General features: G+C 40.9%; 10 protein-coding genes. All 10 read left to right on the top strand.

Annotated elements, in window-relative coordinates; genetic code table 11:
* The first annotated feature begins 302 nt into the window (after positions 1-302).
* The 10 genes from ACYVAA_RS18410 to ACYVAA_RS18365 all read left to right on the top strand — a co-directional run bounded on the left by ACYVAA_RS18410 (position 303) and on the right by ACYVAA_RS18365 (position 20,343).
* Positions 303-3,830: an alpha-L-rhamnosidase-related protein gene (locus tag ACYVAA_RS18410; RefSeq protein ID WP_460544549.1), complete on the top strand. Its 3,528-nt coding sequence runs from the start codon at positions 303-305 to the stop codon at positions 3,828-3,830.
* A gap of 107 nt (positions 3,831-3,937) precedes the next feature.
* On the top strand, positions 3,938-5,071 hold the full coding sequence (locus tag ACYVAA_RS18405) for a glycoside hydrolase family 88/105 protein (RefSeq protein ID WP_460544547.1): 1,134 nt from the start codon (positions 3,938-3,940) through the stop codon (positions 5,069-5,071).
* A 129-nt stretch (positions 5,072-5,200) separates the two neighbouring features.
* The gene (locus ACYVAA_RS18400; RefSeq protein WP_460544545.1) at positions 5,201-5,917 is read left to right on the top strand and encodes a 3-keto-disaccharide hydrolase; all 717 of its coding nucleotides are present in this window, start codon (positions 5,201-5,203) and stop codon (positions 5,915-5,917) included.
* A gap of 302 nt (positions 5,918-6,219) precedes the next feature.
* Positions 6,220-9,261, top strand: coding sequence for a glycoside hydrolase family 2 TIM barrel-domain containing protein (locus ACYVAA_RS18395; RefSeq protein ID WP_460544543.1), 3,042 nt, complete (start codon positions 6,220-6,222; stop codon positions 9,259-9,261).
* A gap of 66 nt (positions 9,262-9,327) precedes the next feature.
* Positions 9,328-12,792: a glycosyl hydrolase gene (locus ACYVAA_RS18390; protein ID WP_460544541.1), complete on the top strand. Its 3,465-nt coding sequence runs from the start codon at positions 9,328-9,330 to the stop codon at positions 12,790-12,792.
* 231 nt (positions 12,793-13,023) lie between these two features.
* Positions 13,024-14,304, top strand: a complete 1,281-nt coding sequence (locus ACYVAA_RS18385; protein WP_460544539.1) for a BNR-4 repeat-containing protein — start codon at positions 13,024-13,026, stop codon at positions 14,302-14,304.
* Between the two features lie 74 nt (positions 14,305-14,378).
* Positions 14,379-16,154, top strand: a complete 1,776-nt coding sequence (locus ACYVAA_RS18380; RefSeq protein WP_460544537.1) for a DUF5060 domain-containing protein — start codon at positions 14,379-14,381, stop codon at positions 16,152-16,154.
* Positions 16,155-16,336: 182 nt separating this feature from the next.
* The gene (locus ACYVAA_RS18375) at positions 16,337-17,860 is read left to right on the top strand and encodes a sulfatase family protein (protein ID WP_460544535.1); all 1,524 of its coding nucleotides are present in this window, start codon (positions 16,337-16,339) and stop codon (positions 17,858-17,860) included.
* A gap of 43 nt (positions 17,861-17,903) precedes the next feature.
* Positions 17,904-19,328, top strand: a complete 1,425-nt coding sequence (locus tag ACYVAA_RS18370; protein WP_460544533.1) for a sulfatase — start codon at positions 17,904-17,906, stop codon at positions 19,326-19,328.
* Between the two features lie 73 nt (positions 19,329-19,401).
* Positions 19,402-20,343: a hypothetical protein gene (locus ACYVAA_RS18365; RefSeq protein WP_460544531.1), complete on the top strand. Its 942-nt coding sequence runs from the start codon at positions 19,402-19,404 to the stop codon at positions 20,341-20,343.
* The last annotated feature ends 352 nt before the right edge of the window (positions 20,344-20,695 follow it).

Here is a 20,695-nt window from a genome sequence, read left to right as displayed (position 1 = left end):
TTTTGAAGAAATGGCAAAAACAGCTGCCAAATATGTGATAAATAATGAAAAAAAACAGGTAAAGAATAAGTTCATGTTCATTAATCGAGGTTCATTGTAAAATTCTAATTTTTTAAGGAGTAACTTTTCATAAACACATTGGCAAAAATTACCCAAAGCAATTTTAGTTTGGCCATAATTCACCCATAAGGATACAGGATAGATAAAAGAGTTGTTTATAGTAATTTAGTTTCTGCTCCTGAAGCCTTTAAAAGTTTAGAGGTAATTGATGCTAGGGAGTTAAAAAAAATAACCATTAACTAATGCAAAAGTTAACTTTAATATTTAGCTTATTCTATCTTCTACTTGGATGGGAAAGAGCTTTTTGTCAACAAAAATTAGAAGATCAAAAGAAACCAAATATTATTTTTATTTTGACAGATGACCAACGCTTTGATGCCTTGGGATATGCGGGGAATAAATATGTCCAAACTCCTGAAATGGATAATCTGGCCAAGTCAGGAACCTATTTTGAAACGGCTATAGTTACTACTCCCATTTGCGCTGCCAGTAGGGCCAGTATTTTTACCGGATTACATGAAAGATCCCATAATTTTAATTTTCAGACGGGGAATATTAGGGAAGAGTACATGGGAAACTCTTATCCAACGGTACTAAAAAACGGCGGGTATTATACGGCTTTTTATGGTAAATATGGTGTCAGATACGATGCTTTGGACAAGCAATTTGACGAATATGAATCTTATGACCGAAACAATCAATACAAAGACCGCAGGGGATATTACTACAAAACTTTGGATGGTGATACGGTACATTTAACCAGATACACTGGTCAACAAGCATTGGATTTTATAGACAAGGCGCCACAAGATCAACCTTTTTGTCTGTCCCTTAGCTTTAGCGCTCCTCATGCCCATGATGGTGCCCCTGAACAGTATTTTTGGCAGAATACCACTGCAAACCTCCTTGAAGACACTACCATTCCGGGACCGGTTTTAGGGGATGATAAATATTTTCAGTCCCAACCAAAGTTTGTTAGAGATGGGTTTAATAGGCTCCGGTGGACTTGGAGATATGATACCCCAGAGAAATACCAACATAGTTTGAAAGGCTATTACAGGATGATATCCGGGATTGATCAAGAAATAACCAAGATTCGTAGTAAATTGAAAGAAAGGGGCTTGGATGAAAATACCGTAATTATCGTTATGGGAGATAACGGTTATTTTTTGGGAGAACGGCAACTTGCAGGAAAATGGCTCATGTATGATAATTCAATTCGCGTTCCTCTGATCATTTATGATCCAAGAGTGAAAAGGCAGCGTGATATAAAAGACATGGTCCTAAATATCGATGTAACCTCCACGATTGCAGATATAGCGGGTGTTGAAGCTCCCAGCAGCTGGCAGGGAAAGAGTTTGATGCCTCTTGTGAATAAAGAAAATAGACATTTACAAAGGGATACGGTGTTAATTGAACACATTTGGGAATTTGAGGAGATTCCTCCAAGTGAGGGGGTTCGTACAGAAGAATGGAAATATTTCCGATATGTGAATGATAAGACCATTGAGGAACTCTACCACCTTAAAAAGGATCCATTGGAAATTAACAACCTAATCAATGACCCAAAATATAAAGAGGTAGCAGAGAAACTACGATCAAAATGTGATGAACTCATTGAAAAATTTGGTGATGCTTATAGGGCTGCGCCCACCGGTTTGACAGTAGAGCTTATTCGGGAACCTGAAAACGGTGTTAAGGTGCTGGATACTAAACCTGAGTTTGGGTGGAGAATAGCAAGTCTGTTAAAGTTTCAATCCGCCTACCAAATATTAGTCGCTTCTGACAGAAAGTTAATTGATTCCAATAATGGTGATCTTTGGGACAGTGGTCAAGTGCGTTCTTCTGCCTCAAATAATGTGGAATATCTGGGGGCCCCTTTGAAACCAGGGAAGGAATATTATTGGAAAGTAAGAATTTGGGATGAAGAAAATAGATTAGTAGATTATTCTGCGCCTCAAAAATTTACGATAGGTAGCAGTGATAATGGTATGATCTCAACTGCCAATACCCAAGAAGTAAGTAAAGTCCATCCTCAGGTATTTGAAAAAAGAGAGGACGTTTATTTTATGGATTTCGGCAAAGCGGCTTTTGCCACTATGGAGTTTAACTATAAAACACAAGAACCGGATAATCTGATATTTAGAGTGGGAGAAATGTTGGATGGACAATACATCAACCGTACCCCTCCCGAAAAAAGCAATATCCGTTTTCAGGAAATAAAGGTTGGGGTAGAACCCGGTAAAACAAATTATCAATTACCTGTTCTTGTAAACGTTAAAAATACTTTGCCAAACAAAGCACTTCCCTTACCGGAGGGTACACCAATATTGGTCCCTTATCGCTACGCCGAAGTAGAAGGTATTAAAGGAGAAGTGAGTGCTGATAATTTTACACAGTTAGCGTACCATACTTATTTTGACGACAAGGCCAGTTCTTTCCAAAGTTCAGATGACATTTTAAATCAAATTTGGGATTTGTGCAAGTATTCCATTAAGGCAACCACATTCAATGGACTTTATGTGGATGGGGACCGTGAACGTATCCCTTATGAAGCGGATGCCTACCTGAACCAGTTAAGCCACTATACCACAGATCAGGAGTATTCGATGGCCCGAAGAACCATTGAATATTTTATGGAACACCCTACCTGGCCAACGGAATGGCAACAACACGTGGCCTTGATGTTATATGCTGATTATATGTATACTGGAAACACTGAACTAATAGAGCGGTATTATGAGCCTTTAAAATATAAAACCCTTTATGAATTGGCCAATGAAGATGGATTGATCACTTCGGACAGTGTAGACCATGATTACATGCTCAAGTTGGGTTTTGAAGAGGGTTACCATAAAAAGCTGACCGATATTGTGGATTGGCCACCAGCAAGGTTTGGTGGTGATAGTACATTTCTCGGTGAGCAAGACGGCTTTGTGTTTATGCCCTACAATACGGTTATCAATGCATTCTATTTTGAGAACATGAAGATTATGGCTGAGTTTGCCAAGATACTGGGCAAAACTCAAGAATACTTGGATTTTGATGTTAGGGCTGCCAAAGTAAAAAAAGCGCTTAACGACCAAATGTTTGATAAAGAAAGAGGAGTTTATGTAGATGGCATTGGAACGGATCATGCTTCTTTACACGCTAATATGATGCCTCTTGCTTTTGGATTGGTCCCCGATGAATATAAAGCTTCAGTGGTGGAATTTGTAAAATCCAGGCGCATGGCCTGCAGTGTTTACGGTTCCCAGTATTTGATGGATGGACTTTATAATGCAGGGGAAGATGATTATGCCCTAGAACTGTTAACCGATACCAGTGATAGAAGTTGGTACAATATGATTCGGATAGGTTCTACGATTACTTTAGAGGCTTGGGATAACAAGTACAAATTTAATCTTGACTGGAATCACGCTTGGGGAGCAGTTCCTGCTAATATTATTCCTAGGGGTTTGTGGGGAATTAAACCAAAAACCCCTGGATTTGGGATTACTACGATCCAACCTCAACTCGCCGATTTAAAATCCAGTTCAATTCAAGTACCAACCATCAAAGGTCCCATTAAGGCAAGCTATACCTACAATAACCCTAGGTTACAAACTTATGAAATTGAAATACCTGCCAATATGGTAGCTGAATTTTCCCTAAAAGATGTAAACGGTAAGGATTTTATCCATAATGGGGAAAAAGTACCTTCCGCTTTTGAAGGTGTTCGGCTTGGGCCCGGTAAGCATACTATTCAACTCAAAATAAATTCCTTTTAGGTAAGCTCTCTTACCCACTCATAATTTTGTTAATCAATCAAGCTTTTTAAGGTTTGGGTTTGACGAGCTTATCAAACTGTTCAATAAACTAATTAATGATACTTAAAATGATGGATAAACTATTGTCTCGGTTAATAGTAATCAATATTATACTAGTCATAGCTACTCTTGGACCAGTTGGCGCCCAAAGTGTTTTCGATGAGGATAGAATCAAGGAGGATATGATAGCCGCCATGGAATGGCAGGAAGCCCATCCTATTTATGCTGTAGACCCTACTGACTGGACCAATGGTGCCTATTATACCGGTGTAGCTAGAGCACATGCAGCAACAGGAGACCAGTTGTTTATGGCTGCCCTAAAAAACATGGGACACCAAAATGACTGGGAAACCTTTATTAGGAGAGAACATGCCGATGATATTGCCATTTCTTACGGATATCTTTATGTAGATATGACAGAGGGAAGAAAGGGTTTGGTAGACTTAACGCCTACTAAAGCTTTTTTAGATGAGCATTTGTTTGAGGAGAACAAATGGAAAAATCCTAAAAATGGAGAAAAAGTCCAGAATATATTATGGTGGTGGTGTGACGCCCTTTTTATGGCTCCTCCTGTTATCAACCTCTATGCTAAACATACTGGAAACCAACAATATCTGGATGCAATGCATAAGTATTACAAGGAAACCTACGATAAACTGTATGATCATGAAGAACATCTTTTTGCCAGAGATGCTAGGTTTATATGGGAAGGTTCGGACAAAGATATTAAAGAGAAAAATAGTAAAAAGGTGTTTTGGTCACGAGGTAATGGCTGGGTCATAGGAGGCTTGGCTTTAATCCTGGAAGATATGCCCAAGGACTATGAACACAGAGAATTTTATGAAGAATTATTTGTTCAAATGGCTAAGCGGATTAATGCTCTCCAGCAGAAGGATGGACTATGGAGAACCAGTTTATTGAATCCTGAATCCTTTGACCATGGTGAAGTAAGTGGGAGTGGTTTCTTTACCTATGCCCTTGCTTGGGGAATAAATAATGGGTATTTAGATAAAGAGGACTACCTACCTGTGGTTAAAAAAGCCTGGAAGGCTTTGGTAAAATGCCAGCATAAAGATGGGATGGTAGGTTGGGTCCAAAATATAGGGGCATCACCAGAACCGGCTAGTGTGGATAGTTGGCAAAACTTTGGGACTGGTGCTTTTCTTTTGGCAGGCAGTGAGGTATTAAAACTGCAGAAATAAGTTCTTGCTTTTAAGAGCCGGTTAATGGATAACGCCCTAGAGAATATTTCCTTGAGGAAATGATATCAATGTATGGATACTTTTTCGAAATGGGGAGCTTATCATCAACTTAAATAACTGATCAATAAATTGAAACGGATCTTAATTCTTGCTTTTGTTTTGGCAATCACTTACCAGGTGAAGGGACAAAACAAGCCATCAAGCCTTCAGAAAGAGAAAGTTTCGTCTTCTCAGTTACTTAACACGGAAAAGGAGCCCGATTTATACTCAGATAATTTTGTGCATCTATTTAATGGTGAGGATTTGGAAGGATGGGCACCCCTTCAAGGGACTATGGAATTTGAAGTGAAGGATGGAGAGATAGTTGGAACTTGTGGTGAGGGGCCTAGCACCTTTTTGTGTACCGAAGAGGAATATGTTGATTTTATTTTTACCTGTGAGACCAAATGGGAAGTGGATGGAAACACCGGTGTCCAGGTACGGTCCCGCATTCGGAAGGATTCCGGTAGAAACACCGTAATCGGTCCCCAAGTGGAAATGGAAGATCTGGCCAAAAATGGTCGCGGTTGGTCAGGAGGGATTTATGGGCAAAATTGTGGTGGCTGGTTTTACCCATTGAAAGCCCCCGAACATGCTCCGCTTAAAACGGCAATTAACAGAGGTACTTGGAATCGTCTGACCGTAAAGGTCAAGGGAAATGTGTTTAAAACCTGGATTAATGGAATCCCTGCGGCACACTGGATCGATGAGAATGATGATTTCCCTAAAGGATTTATTGGATTACAAGTTCATGGAGGAAAACAAGGGATTATTCATTGGAGAAATCTAAAAGTTAAAGAGCTCTGATGAGGTGACCACAACTTCATTCTATTGGAAGGAGCTCTTGATATAGGAGATATAAGTCCTCTTACGGTTTCGAATATGGCAGCAAATGCCTTGCGACAGAATAGCATACTACTGTTTAAAATTGGTTTCCTAAATACCAGTTAAGGTACAATGTTGAGCTGGGCATTAATATGGGGGCATAAGCTGTTCAAGAAGCTGCTATTCTGGCTATTTACAACAATGAATGACTATTGAAACTGAAAATTAAGCTGTTCTAGGCATTCCCTAATAAATGATTTATACCCCTAAAATAACCCGACTTTATGATTTCTATTAAATCAACCTTTCTTACCCTTCTTATAATCTTTTTATCTGCCCCAGTTTTTTCTCAAAGAATAATCTCCAATTTTAATAATGACTGGCATTTTATCCTGGCGGATAGCGCTGCATTTTCCAGTACTGATTATGATGATGCGCACTGGGAGGTGCTTGACGTGCCACACGATTGGGCTTTTGAAAAAGGGGTGAGAAAAGGAGGTGATCAAGGTCAAGGGGGCGGATACCACGATGGAGGGGTTGGTTGGTACCGGAAGTCCTTTCACATCAATGCCAGCAGTTTATTCAACGTCACCTATATCAACTTTGATGGCGTTTATATGAACAGTGAAGTATGGGTAAATGGAAATTACTTGGGGAAAAGGCCCTATGGCTATATCAGTTTTCGTTACAATATTTCCAAATTCTTAAAGGAAGGATCCAACACCATTGCAGTGAGGGTAGATAATAGTCTGGAGCCTTCTGCCCGTTGGTATCACCCCTGTGGGATTTATGCAGCGGTTAATTTGATAGAGGTAAACCCTACACATATTTTACCAAATGGTATTTTTATTACGACGCCACTCATTGATAGCAAGCTTGCAAGGGTAAACACCAAAATCGAAATTGCAGGGAGTCTTGAAAATAAATCATTGGAAATAAGGCTTCTCTCTCCTGAGGGAAAAGTATTAAACACCACCAGCCGGAAATTGGAGCCTAGGGACAGTATAAACGTAGATTTGGAGGTAGAAAATCCCAAATTATGGAGTCCTGAAACCCCCATTTTATACACGATGGTTTCTCGGGTTTTTGAAGGAACAACCCCGATCGATGAAGTTCAAACTAATTTTGGATTCAGGACGGTCGGTTGGGAAAGCGAGACAGGTTTTTGGCTTAATGGTGAGAACATAAAGTTAAAAGGGGTATGTGAACATTGGGAAGGTGGGCCTGTAGGGGGAGCCTGGACAAAGCCCATGTTACGTTGGAAGCTAGAGTTATTAAAGGATATGGGAGTCAATGCTATCCGTCCGGCCCATAACCCATACCCTCCTATGTTTTATGACCTGTGTGATGAAATTGGCCTGTTGGTGATGGATGAGATCTTCGATGGATGGCATAAGAAGGCTCCTGAGGACTATGGTAAGCAGGCCTTCGACAAATGGTGGAAGAGGGATATGACCGAGTGGATCACCCGGGACCGTAACCATCCAAGTGTTTTTGTGTACAGTTTGGGAAATGAAACCCACAGTGATATCGCACCTGAATTGATCAAATTTGGCAAAAGTTTAGACAACACCCGGTTGTTTACATCGGGTTCAGGAAATACTGAAGACATGGAAGTGGCAGGTATCAATGGCGGTTCCGAGAACAGGTCTTTTATCGAAGGAAATCGCTTTGATAAACCTTTCATCTCGACAGAAGCTCCACATACCTGGCAAACGCGTGGCTATTACAGAACACAAACATGGTGGCGGGACAATGAATTGCCCAATACGTATCCTTTGCCCAACTTGACCAAAAAGGAGATCTTCTTTTATGAATGGGCCGATCCTAAAATCTGGAATAACAGGAAACAGCGATTTAACTCTTCCTATGACAATGCAACGGTGAGGATATCTGCCAGGAAAAATTGGGAAGTGATGCGGGACAATCCTTGGCACAGCGGACATTTTCGTTGGACTGGTTTTGATTATTACGGAGAGGCAGGTTTGGTTCATGGAGGGCTTCCTTTCAATCTATTTATGGGCGGAGTAGTGGATGTGGCCGGTTTAAAAAAGGATCTGTATTACTTCTATCAAAGTCAATGGACCAAAGAGACCATGCTCCACATGCTGCCAAGCTGGACCCATCCCAGAATGGAGAGGGGGACGGTAATTCCCGTTTGGGTTTATTCCAATGCAGAGGAGGTAGAGTTGTTTCTCAACGGCAAGTCGTTGGGCAAGGATAGCCCGGGAAAAGTCTGGAATGAAATGCAGTGCGAGTGGATGGTGCCCTATGAAGAAGGAAAAATTGAAGCAGTCGCCTATAAGGGTGGCAAGGAGGTAAAACGAACCGTATTTAACACCAGCAAACAGCCTAGTAAGTTGGAAAACACATTGACGAAGTTACCCGCTGAAGATGGCTATCCTGCAAGTTTCATTTTGACATCAAAGGGGATGGATAAGGGCGGTAATCTGTTCCCATATGCTGAAAACAAAGTTTACTACAAATTGGTGGGGAATATTCGAAAAGTATCCATCGAAAATGGTAACCCCATAGACCCTACCAGTCGTACGAAGGCCGATTTTAGAAGTATGTTTTTTGGGAAGGTCAGATCGTTTTTAGAAGCAAAAGGAAATGGTCAAGATGCCTCCGTAATTACAGCTGCCATTCTCGGAGACAAAGCTCTTTTTGTATCGAACGAAATCTCCATTGATGCAAAGGAAGTATTGATTAATGGTAAGAAACATTTTTCTCCTTTAGTGATAAAATATAGCCTTGATGGTTCTGATCCGGAAAAAAGTGACTTGGTTTATACTGGCCCTTTTAAAATTGATACTGATACCACGGTTAGAGCGGTAGTTTTAAAAGATGGAAAGGTTGTTCTTAAGATGGAGGAAGCATTTGGAGAAAGCGAGGGACTATTTTGGGGGGATGAACATTCTGCGGATATGTGGATTGGCAGGGGAGTCAATTTGGGAGCAGAGGATGCCGTTTTGGAAGGGAAAGCAAAGACAAGTGATCAGGCCCACAGATTTAAAGGCAACGGTTTTGTGGTGTTCGAAGACGGAGAAGGCAGCATTACCTGGTACCAAGAAAATGATGGGGAAGCAGGAGATTTTAGTATACGTTTCCGGTACATGCACAACGATGCGGGAAAAATGTATCCAATGGAGTTGTATGTTAATGATGAGTATATAAAAACCTTCGAATTTAAAGCTACCGGAGGCTGGGTAAAGGAATGGGGATTCGTTAATACGATTGTCAACTTCAAGTCTGGGGCAAATAGCATTCAATTAAAGACTATCGGTGAAAGTGGACCATATATAGATGAAATGTTTATTGATTGATCCATGAACATAATTGCTAAGCTTTTTTTTATTACGTGTTGTTTCTTTCTCCTGAGCAGTCCCTTCATGGTAAGTGGACAAAATTATGCTTCTGGCATGGGGCGTCTGCTTCAAGAGGGGTTTGAAAACCCCACAGCTGAAGCCAAAGCCCGAACTTGGTGGCATTGGATCAGTGGGAATGTGTCGAAAAAAGGAATCACAGCCGATCTCGAAGCCATGAAAGAAGTGGGTATTCAGGAGGCACAACTTTTCAATGTTCATTTGGACTTTCCACATGGACCAGTGGAATACCTAGGTGAGGAATGGTTGGATTATTTTCACTTTGCTGCCAAAGAAGCAAGGCGACTGAATTTAGAGCTTTCATTTCATAATAGTTCAGGCTGGTCTTCCAGTGGAGGGCCTTGGATCACCCCAGAAAATGCCATGCAAACGGTGGTTTACAGCGAAGTGCATATTGAGGGAGGGGATACTTATAACGAACTTTTTCCCCAGCCAGAAACTAGACTAAATTATTATCAGGACATCGCCATATTGGCTTTCCCAAAACCGGAAAAGGACATTAAGATCGACGGCTTGGACTTTAAGACTTTATCAGGGCGGATAAGGAACCACTTGACCCCTGATACCAAAGAAATCCCTAGTACTGCTATGGTCGATAAAGAGGAGGTTATTGACCTTACATCCAAAATTTCAAAGGAAGGCAAATTGGAGTGGGAAGTTCCAAAAGGAGAATGGGTAATACTAAGGCTTGGCCATACACCTACGGGGAAAAAGAACCATCCTGCTATAGCCGGCGGCATTGGTTTGGAATGCGATAAGATGAGCAAGAAGGCAGTAGAGGAGCATTGGAAGGGAGGAGTTCAACCCGTAGTCAATAAACTTGGGGATCTTATCGGTACTGTGGTCAAAAATTGTCTAATCGATAGTTATGAGGTGGGAACCGCCAACTGGACTGCCGGATTCGATAGGGAGTTCGAGAGGTTAAGAGGGTATAATAGTCTTATGTATTTACCAACATTGGCCGGGTATTATATAGAGAGTGGAGAAGAAACAGAGCGTTTCCTATGGGATTTTCGCCGTACTATAGGGGATTTGATAGCGGAGAATTATTACGGCTATTTTGGTCAATTGTGCCATCAGGCCGGGATGAAGTTCTCCGTAGAGCCCTATTGGGGACCATTTGATAATATGCAGGTAGGAGCAACAGGTGATATCGTCATGTGTGAGTTTTGGAGTGGTGGATACCCTTTTTTCGATTCTCCAAAGTTTGTATCCTCCATAGCACATTTGAATGGTAGTGTTATTGTGGGTGCAGAATCCTTTACCGGGATTGGAGGCTGGGATGAACATCCTGCCAAATTAAAGGCCATTGGGGATCAAGCTTGGGCTCAAGGCATCAATCGGTTTATTTTCCATACCTATGTTCATCAACCTTGGGATATTGGTCCGGGTATGGCCCTTAGTTATTTTGGAACTGATTTTAATCGATTGAATACTTGGTGGAGCCAGGGAAAGGCGTTTATGGATTATATAGCGAGGTCCCAGTTTTTATTACAGCAAGGAAAAAATGTTGCTGATGTATTGGTATTTACAGGAGATTCGTCACCGAATACAGCTTTTCTTTTGCCGGAAATCCAATCCCTGGGCTATGATTATGATTTGATAGGAGCCAACAAACTAGGATCGCTGAAAGTTGAAAATGGGCAAATCCATACTTCTGTTGGAGGAAATTACCGGGTATTGGTTTTGCCGGATATGGAATGGATAAGACCTGAAACTTTGAAAAAGATAGAAAAGTTGGTAAAAGCAGGGGCCATGGTAATAGGAACAAAACCTAAAAAATCCCCCAGCTTGAGAGGATATCCTGAATGTGATGACATAGTGGCTCAAATAGCTGAGGAATTATGGGATAAGGGACTTATAAAAGACATAACCATCGAGGAATATCTTAAAAATACTTCTTTGCCACCAGACTTTACCGTGGATCAGGGAAACCCGTTAGGTATTAGCTTTATCCATCGGAAAGCAAAGGAAGCGGATATATACTTTATTGCCAATGCCCAAAACCAAAGTAGGGATATGGTATTTCGTTTCCGGGTCTCAGGGAAAAAGCCCGAAATTTGGAATGCTGAAACCGGAGAAATGATAGCGTTGGCAGAGTGGCGGGAAAATCCAGATGGAACAACCAGTGTACCGCTACTTTTAAAACAAGAAGAAGCGGTTTTTGTGGTGTTTGAGGAACCTAACCAATTGATTGAGCACCTTATAAAAACAGAAACTAACCTAATTCGAGCCAAGCCTCAGCCTTTGTTGAATTTGGAAATACTCAAAGCTGAATATGGTACATTTTTGCAGGAAGGATTAGTTGATATTACCGGTTTGGTTTCTGATGAAATTAAGAATAACCGGCTTGAAATCACCGCCAACAGGCAGTTGTGTGATTGTGATCCTGCAATGGGATATACTAAAGAATTGCGGGTGAAGTATTCTATAGGTGATTCCATTGGGATTACCACATCCATGGAAAGGGAAGAAGTAAAAATTGATGCAGGAGCAAAGGGCGATTTAAAAATCATTCGGGCGCTGTTCGGAAAATTCAAACAAGAGACCATAGGTGTACCTGAGCATTTTCAAACCCATGATGTGACCCAAAAGATAAAAAATATATTGTCCTCGGGAGTCTTGGAAATACCTGTAAACGATGAATTGATAGATAGTGTAGGTAGGGAAGGCAGAAATAAGATGTTGAGGATTTCTTACTCTACAAGTGGTGAAACGTACTCAATCACCATACCGGAAGGAGAAATACTTCATCTTTCAAAAGAGAGTCCTGAACCTAGGGTAATAATGGAAGATGATGCAGTAAATTGGATAAGCCCTTATCCAGGTACAATGACCTACGCCACTTCAAAAGGAAAAATCCAGAACGTCCAGGTGAAGTCTTTACCAGCGCCGATTGAATTGGCAGGTAATTGGAAAGTGAGTTTTCCTATCAAGCAAGATGTTTCAGAAATGGTCGAAGTAAATGCTCTTTCTTCTTGGGCTGATTTTCCGGAAGAAACGATTCGTTATTTTTCTGGTACGGCCACCTATAGTAAGGAATTTGACTTGTTGGATAGCTATTTAATGGAAGGCCATACCTTAGAATTGGATCTGGGAAGTGTTGGGGTTATAGCCGAAGTAATCGTCAATGGGGAAAATGTGGGGATTTTATGGAAAGCTCCCTTTAGGGTCAATATTGAGGACTTTGTTAAGGAAGGAGAAAATATCCTTGAAGTACGAATTACCAATCTATGGCCGAACCGGTTAATTGGAGATGAGCATTTGCCATTGGATTATGAACGAGAGGGCAATCAAATTAAATCTTTGCCCCAGTGGCTGGTGTCTAAATCTGAACGTCCCTCAAAGCGTACAACCTTTTCTTCTTATAAACATTGGAATAAAGATTCTATACTGAAAACTTCCGGCTTATTAGGCCCCGTCGTCATTAGGTGTTACCAACAGGTAAAGGTTTTGGACTTGTCCAATTGATTTGTTAGCAATTGACAGCCATTATTTTATCAGTCTCCCCTTTAAATGTACGATATGGCCTTTTTTATGGAATATTGTTAAAGCTTAAGCCCTTACATTCAATCTAATTTTAGAGGGAAATGTTACCAATTTTCCTGAAGTGTTTGACAAAGAATGATTTCCTTGTTTACGGTAACCAATTTGGAAATACCCGTTAAAAATCAGTTATAAGCTCAATCTGTAAGTCTATAAATGAAAAGATTACTAGCTATTTACTTATTTCTTGCGGTACCTGTGTTTGCCTTTTCCCAAAATGAAGGGTACACAAGATCCACCATTTCCTCGAAGTGTTGGTCTGTCAATCCGGTGATAGCCACATCCACGCAGCAAAATGCCCTTGCTGCCTATGAAAACTTTGTCTATGTGGTTTTTTACAATGCAGACAGAAAATTATGTGTATCAAGAAATAGCAATTATGGCAAAGGAGATCAGTGGGTAACGATAGAATTGGCACATTCTTATGAAAAGCGAAATGGCGTTTTTGATAATCACAATACGCCCAATATAGCCATTTCCCCTAAGGATAATAGAATTCACCTGGCCTTTGATATGCATGCACGGGATCTGAGGTATATGATTTCTGATGAAAATATGGCCACTGTCAGCGATGAAAAATTTACAGCAGGTGGCTTTAGTGAAGTCCGAAATTACCTTCAGTCCAATCGGGCAGCAATCCATAAGGTGACTTATCCGAGGTTTGTGAATGGAGACAATGGCGAATTGTTTTTTATGTACCGGGAAAGGGGCAGTGGAAATGGTGATACCTGGTTTGCCAGGTACAATGATGATGGATTTTGGACCAAGGGTTCTGTTATTATTGATGGAGCGAAAGGATCATATATGGGCGATGAAAATCGCTGTGCATATTTTAATGATGTTCAATATCAAAAGAGTACCTTGTTCCTAACTTGGGTATGGCGGGAATCACCCAATGCCTATTCAAATCACGACTTAATGTTTGCCTGCTCCATGGATAATGGGCAAAGCTGGATGAACAGCAATGGACAATCAGTCCCCCTTCCTATAAACCTAGAAAGCGAGGGTGTCAAAGTGGCCGATATCCCTATGGAGTCTGGGCTTTCCAATCACAATGGATGCGCTGTGGATGGCCAGGGGAATGTACATGTTGTACTGCGGAGCGGAGACAACTATGTGCATTATACGGGTATCCATGAGACGGGGAAATATACATGGTCCAGCAATACCATTGGAACTTTTAGAGGCGACCGTCCCAAGCTTTATTGTGATATAACTACCAACACATTGTATTTTATGGTCAACACGCCTACCCATCTTCGGATGTTTACGGCCTCAGAGGGTCATAAGTGGAAGGATTGGAAAGAACGTGCAAGCATTCAAGGCAATTTTATTACCTCGGGCAATAGTATGATGTGCCCTAGAAGAAAAGAACTTATGACTATGGTTGTTTCCAAAAATAATCTTCTTGAAATAATCATGTGGCCCCTAGATTAGGATACAAATGAACATTAACAAATATACTCAATATGAAGCCTGATTTATTTCTATTAATAGTAACGGCGGTTTTTATGTCTTGCACCAAAGTTCCTCAGATAAGTGGGGAATTAAAAGTTTGGCATAAGGTAACGCTGACTTTTGAAGGGCCAGAGAGCAGCGAAACGGCCTCTCCCAATCCATTTACCGATTATCGATTAGAGGTGAGCTTTTCACAAGGCGAAAAATCATTTGTTGTACCAGGGTATTTCGCCGCCGATGGAAATGCTGCCTTTACCTCTGCTACAGAAGGTAACAGGTGGAGGGTCCACTTTTCGCCAGATGCCCCTGGGCAATGGGATTATAAAGTATCCTTTAAGGAAGGAAATGACGTCGCTGTAGGTGGGGAAGAAGGAGAAAGTGCTGGATATATGGATGGTCAAACCGGGTCTTTTGAGGTAGTCGAATCGGATAAGACCGGGAGAGATCTTCGTGCACAGGGTCGGCTGAGGTATGTGGGAGAACATTACCTTCAATTTAGCCAGTCGGGAAAATATTTTGTGAAAAATGGGGTAGATGCTCCTGAAAACCTGTTGGCCTATTTTGAGTTTGATGACACTCCCAATGTAGGAAATCGGCTTAAAAAATGGGAAGACCATGACCAGGATTATAATGAAGATGCAAGTGCTTATTTATGGGGGGCAGACAGGCAAAAAGGTAAAAATATTATGGGTGCAATCAACTATTTGTACCAAAAGGGATTGAATGCTTTTTCATTTTTAACCTTTAATGTTGATGGTGATGACCGCAACGTTTTTCCTCATTTACTTAACGTGAGCCTGGAGGAATATGAAAAATCCGCGGGTGAAAGAAAAAAGCCAAGCGAATGGGAAAATCATATCATTCATGACCGCTTTGATGTATCCAAAATGGATCAATGGGAACAACTCTTTTCTTATGGAGAAATGAAGGGGATGTATTTACATTTCAAGACCCAGGAGAATGAAAATGATCAAAAGATGGATGGTGGTGATTTGGGCCGTGAACGAAAACTTTATTACCGTGAACTGATAGCCAGATATTCACACCATTTGGCACTAAACTGGAATTTGGGGGAAGAAAATACCAATACACTACAACAGCTCAATGATTTTGCAAGGTATTTTGCCGAAAAAGATCCCTACAAAAATATCTCAGTAGTACATACTTTTCCCAATGAGCACGAGAAATATTATCAACCACTTGTAGATAGCATGACAGCTGTCAAGGGATTTTCGGTGCAAACTAATAAACCTGATTTTAGTCGAGTACATCGCGTTACCAACAAGTGGGTAAAAGCTTCAGCTGTCTCAGGACGAAAGCTGGTAGTAGCTGTGGATGAACCTGGGGATGCAGGACACTCATTGCTTCCGGATAACGAGGATCCCGACCATGATACCGCTAGGATAAATGCGCTGTGGGGAACCTTAATGGCTGGAGGTAGCGGTGTGGAATGGTATTTTGGTTATAAACATGCACATTCCGATTTGACCTGCGAATCCTGGAGAAGCCGGGATCTTTTCTGGGACCAATGCCATGTGGCCCATAGTTTCTTTACTGATCATGATCTTCCTCTCAGTCAAATGATGAATATAAATGAATTGACTTCGAATCCGGAGGATTATGTTTTGGCCAAAAGGGGAGAGGTCTACCTGGTCTATTTAAAAGAAAAAGGCGCTGTTCAGTTAACACTTCCGGATGTAGGATATAAGGCCATTTGGCTCAACCCTAAAAATGGTGAGCAGGTTGAAGTTGATGGAGAGACCACCACAGAGGCAGTGAATTTGGAAAACCCCTTTGATAAAGATGCCTTATTGTATTTGTACAAATGATTTGTAAAACAAAGACGAGTTGAGTGGTAGAAATAACTAAAAGGGGTTATGTATTAGTAATTGACAAATCAGGAGATCAAAGGATTTAAATTATCAGCACAGATCAAATATTGGTCAATATAAGGGGGACCTAAGGTATTAAAAACAAAGAAATATGATTTAATCGTTCAATCCATATTAAAATGAAGAATTATCAGTTTAGGTATGCAAATGGTATATATAAGGTGCTATTGGGATGGTTAGCCCTATTTGCGTTTGTAAATACAAGCTGTCAACGATCAAGCACCGCTGATACTAATATTAAGGTATCACATGGGAGTAGTCCAACGAAAGTTTATCAACAACCTAATATCATTTTCTATGTTGCTGATGATCAGGATATTTATGATTATGGGTGCTATGGGAATGAAAAAGTCCATACCCCTGCGGTAGACCGGCTTGCAAGAGAGGGGCTATTGTTTGAAAATGCCTTTACTGGTCAAGCTATTTGCGCGCCAAGCCGCTCCCAATTGCTTACGGGAAAATACCCCCTCAAAAATGGTTGTTTTGCTAACCATACTCCGGTAAAGCCTGATATTGAAAGTATCACCCAACGAATGCAGGCGCTAGGTTATGAGGTTGTGCTGGCAGGAAAAAGCCATATCAAGCCAGATCAGGTTTTTGACTGGGACATAGAATGGGAAGGGGTATATAAGGAAGGAGTCCCGAGAGAATATATTCCTTTGGATAGCATCGAAAACTTTTTCAAGAAGAAGAGGCAGAAGCCCTTTTTCTTACTTATCGCTTCTTACTATCCCCATGCAGAATATTTTAAAGTAGAAAATGCCCAGGCGGAAGATATTCAATTTAATCCTTTCAATGAGCATAAAAAATCAGACAAATCATTTGTCAATAAAAAGGCAGGCTATTATCGAAGTATTCAGGAAGACAATACACAACTGGAAAAAGTATTACAATTGGTAGATAAGCATTTAGATAAAAACACCCTATTTATATACAGTGCTGATCATGGAGTTTCCGGAAAGTTTACAGTAAAGGATATCGGGCTTCGTGTACCTCTTGTGGCCCGATGGCCAGGCGTCATCGAGGCGGGAACCGCCTCTGGGCAATTGGTTCACTATGTTGATATGTTGCCCACTTTTCTAGAAATCGCTGGGGGCGAGTCAGCAGGGGATTTGGATGGTAAAAGTATTTTGCCCTTGCTACAGGGGAAGGATCAGGAAATTCACCAATATGTATATGGGGTCAGAACCAATCAAAATATCTTAGTATCAGAAGTATTTCCCGCAAGGATGATCCGAGATAAGCGATATAAATATATCAGGAATTTCAACTCCATTGATGTGGTGGAGCAAAACCTAGGGGACAACCCCAATGTTAATTTCTTTATTCGTAGAGGAGCGATGGCTTTTAAGGAGGAGCCTTTTGAGGTCCTATATGATCTTCAAAGTGACCCCTTTGAGCAAAACAATCTAATTGAAGATGTCGACTATCAAGGTATTAAAAATAGGCTACGTGATGAATTGTTTAAATGGATGGAATTGCAAGGCGATTTTTTGAATGAGGAAATAGGTAATATGCCTTTAATCACTGGGGAAGGGAATAAGGGATTTAAACTAGATCAAAATACCAGGTTAAGGACTATTCCTGATTCTATGAAGAATACGCTCAATGCGGAGGATTATTTGATCATTAAGCATTGGTAATTAGCTGCCTTTCGTGTCAATCAAATATATGAAATTTAAAAACATGAAATTAAAAAGCCTTATACTCGCCTTGTTTGTAGCGCTGTTATTTGTCAATTGTACAAAAAAAAACGCAAAGTCAACCAATACTACAAAAAAGCCAAATATCCTGTTTATTGCGGTAGATGATTTGCGGCCAGAACTGAATTTTTATGGATCTCAGAACATTTCTTCTCCTAATCTGGATAAGTTTGCCAGTGAAAGTTTGGTATTTACTAGGGCCTATTGCAATATACCTGTCTGTGGTGCCTCTAGGGCCAGTCTACTTACAGGTACTCGTCCCACCCGTTATCGATTTATAGATGCAAGAACAAGGAAAGACCTGGACTATCCCGAAGCGGAATCCTTGCCTGCGGTATTGAAGAAGAATGGCTACCTGACTATCTCAAATGGTAAAATCTACCATCATAATAATGATGACGAGCAAGCGTGGGATCAGATTTGGTTTCCAAAGGGGAATATTCGTGATTATCAGTTGCAAAAAAATATAACCCTTACCGAAGAAACTGGCTATGGACATCCAACTGAATCGGCAGACGTATCAGATGATGTATATTTTGATGGAAAAATAGCCAACAAAGGAATTGAAAACCTTCGAAAGCTAAAGGGGAGTAAGACCCCTTTTTTCCTAGCATTAGGCTTTATGAAACCCCACTTACCATTTAATGCACCAAAAAAATATTGGGATCTATATGATCCCATGGAAATTAAACTCCCAATAAACTATCATCAGCCTGCCTCAACCCCGAGTTTGGCATTTCATAATTTCGGAGAATTACGGAAATATAGTCAAGTTCCTAAAAATGGGCAATTGGCTGATGATTTAGCAAAAGAACTCATTCATGGATATTATGCTTCAGTGAGTTATGTGGATGCCCAGATTGGAAGAGTCCTCGATGAATTGGAAAAATTGAATTTGGATGAAAATACGATAGTTGTATTATGGGGAGATCACGGATGGAACTTAGGAGACCACAAACTTTGGGCGAAGCACTCTACTTTTGAATCAGCACTTAGGACACCTCTTGTACTTAAAGTGCCGGGCAAGACTAAAGGTGAAAAAACGGAGGTAATCACGGAGTATATCGATGTCTATCCGACCTTGTGTGAGCTAATAGGGATAGATGTACCTGAAACAGTTGAAGGCATCAGTATGGCTGCCATCTTGGAAGGAAATCCTCCTGAAAAGAATTGGGGCATTGCTAAGTTTAAAGATGCCGTAACAATCATTAAGGGCGACCTTTTTTATACTGAGTGGACTGATGATAATGGTTTAGGCTATGAAAGAATGTTGTTTGATCATAGCAATGATCCTTTAGAACTGGATAATCTCGCCGAAAAGAAGGAATACGAAAAGCTTGTTGACAGCCTGGCAATAGAGTTACGGAATAAATGGGGAAAGGATTTCCTTGTCAAGACGACTTATTAATTAAGAGGATTAGTTGGAAAAAATACCAGTAAGATCAATCAAACTCTAACATCAATCTAACCAAAAAATACGGATGAAATTAACCATTTATGTTTTTGTGCTAAGCACTTTATTGACAGGCCTCTTTCCCGCATGTGTGCAAGAGGAAAGTACAAGGGGAAATAAAAAAGATCATGCGGTGCCTTCATCTGCCTCACCTTCCTACTCCAATTGGAACCCTACTTGGAATAATCTAATAGGTGATGAACCGAGGGCAGCCACTGACCAAGAAAGGACAGTTTTGAGGGACAAGGTGGCCAATGGAGCCATAGATACCAGAGGGACTTTTGTGGATGTGCCTAATGGCAGTATAGAGACAACCAGCACCGGATCCCGCCCGTTGATGTCAGACAGTCAAATGAGATGGCACAACCCCCTTAATTCCCAGGTCACTGATCCTAGTGAAAGTACCCGATGGTACCAAAAAGATGGAAACACACAGGTTTTTAGGGTCTTTCCGGGAGACCAAAATTGGCAAAGCACCCGTGTGGGGGCAGGCCGAAGTGAAGCCTATGCCCCTGATTTAGGTATTAGAAGGGATGAAAATAGGGTCATGACCTTCTCTGCACGCTACCATGTAGCAGGACACAATGGTTCCAAAGACGTCAAAATATTCCAATCTAAAGCTACTGCAGAAGGAGAATTTGATCCTGCTTGGGGTGTGGCGCTGCATGTGACAGCTGCTGGAGATATTGATATCATAAAAAGGGGAATTACTTGGGGGCAGAATGAAAGGATATCAACGGGTAAATCAGTGGGGGAGAGCTTCAATCTCCGAGTGACCGATGATGGGTATAATTACAAGGTGTTTATTGATGACGTTGAAATGGCAGCAGGCAGCTGGGATAGAGGGAACTTAAAGTCTGTTTGCCGCTGGGGGGGCTATGTTCAAGGAGGTGGTGGCGGTGTACTTACCGGAAGTGTTAATAATCCCCAAGTGATATTTATAAGTGGAGTATTGGTTACAAAAAACTAAGCTAACAAGAGAAAATGGGGATTAAACTCCTCCGGATTGATTTAGATGAGTTCCAGTGCCACATAAAATATAATGAAAGTTTAAAGGTTCTCTGGGTGATTTTCTCAAATAATCCTGAGAACTTTTCCTTCGTACATCTTGGCATGTTAGGAGCTGTTGTGCTTTTTACGAGATAGTAGGGACATATAGATTTTTTGATTTGGATGAGTTCCTGATTTTTATAGAAAACTTGATTGTGGTGGTTTTATTGAGACTGTAATCTAAACTCTGTCTGAGACTTTGAAAATCAATTAAAGTTCATAAGATAGAGATATGAGAGAAGAACAAGAATCAGCATTTAAGAAGAAAGTAC

The organism is Echinicola sediminis (genome assembly GCF_054777495.1).
Note: the sequence above shows the minus strand (reverse complement) of the source record. Positions and strands in the feature narration are given on the sequence as shown.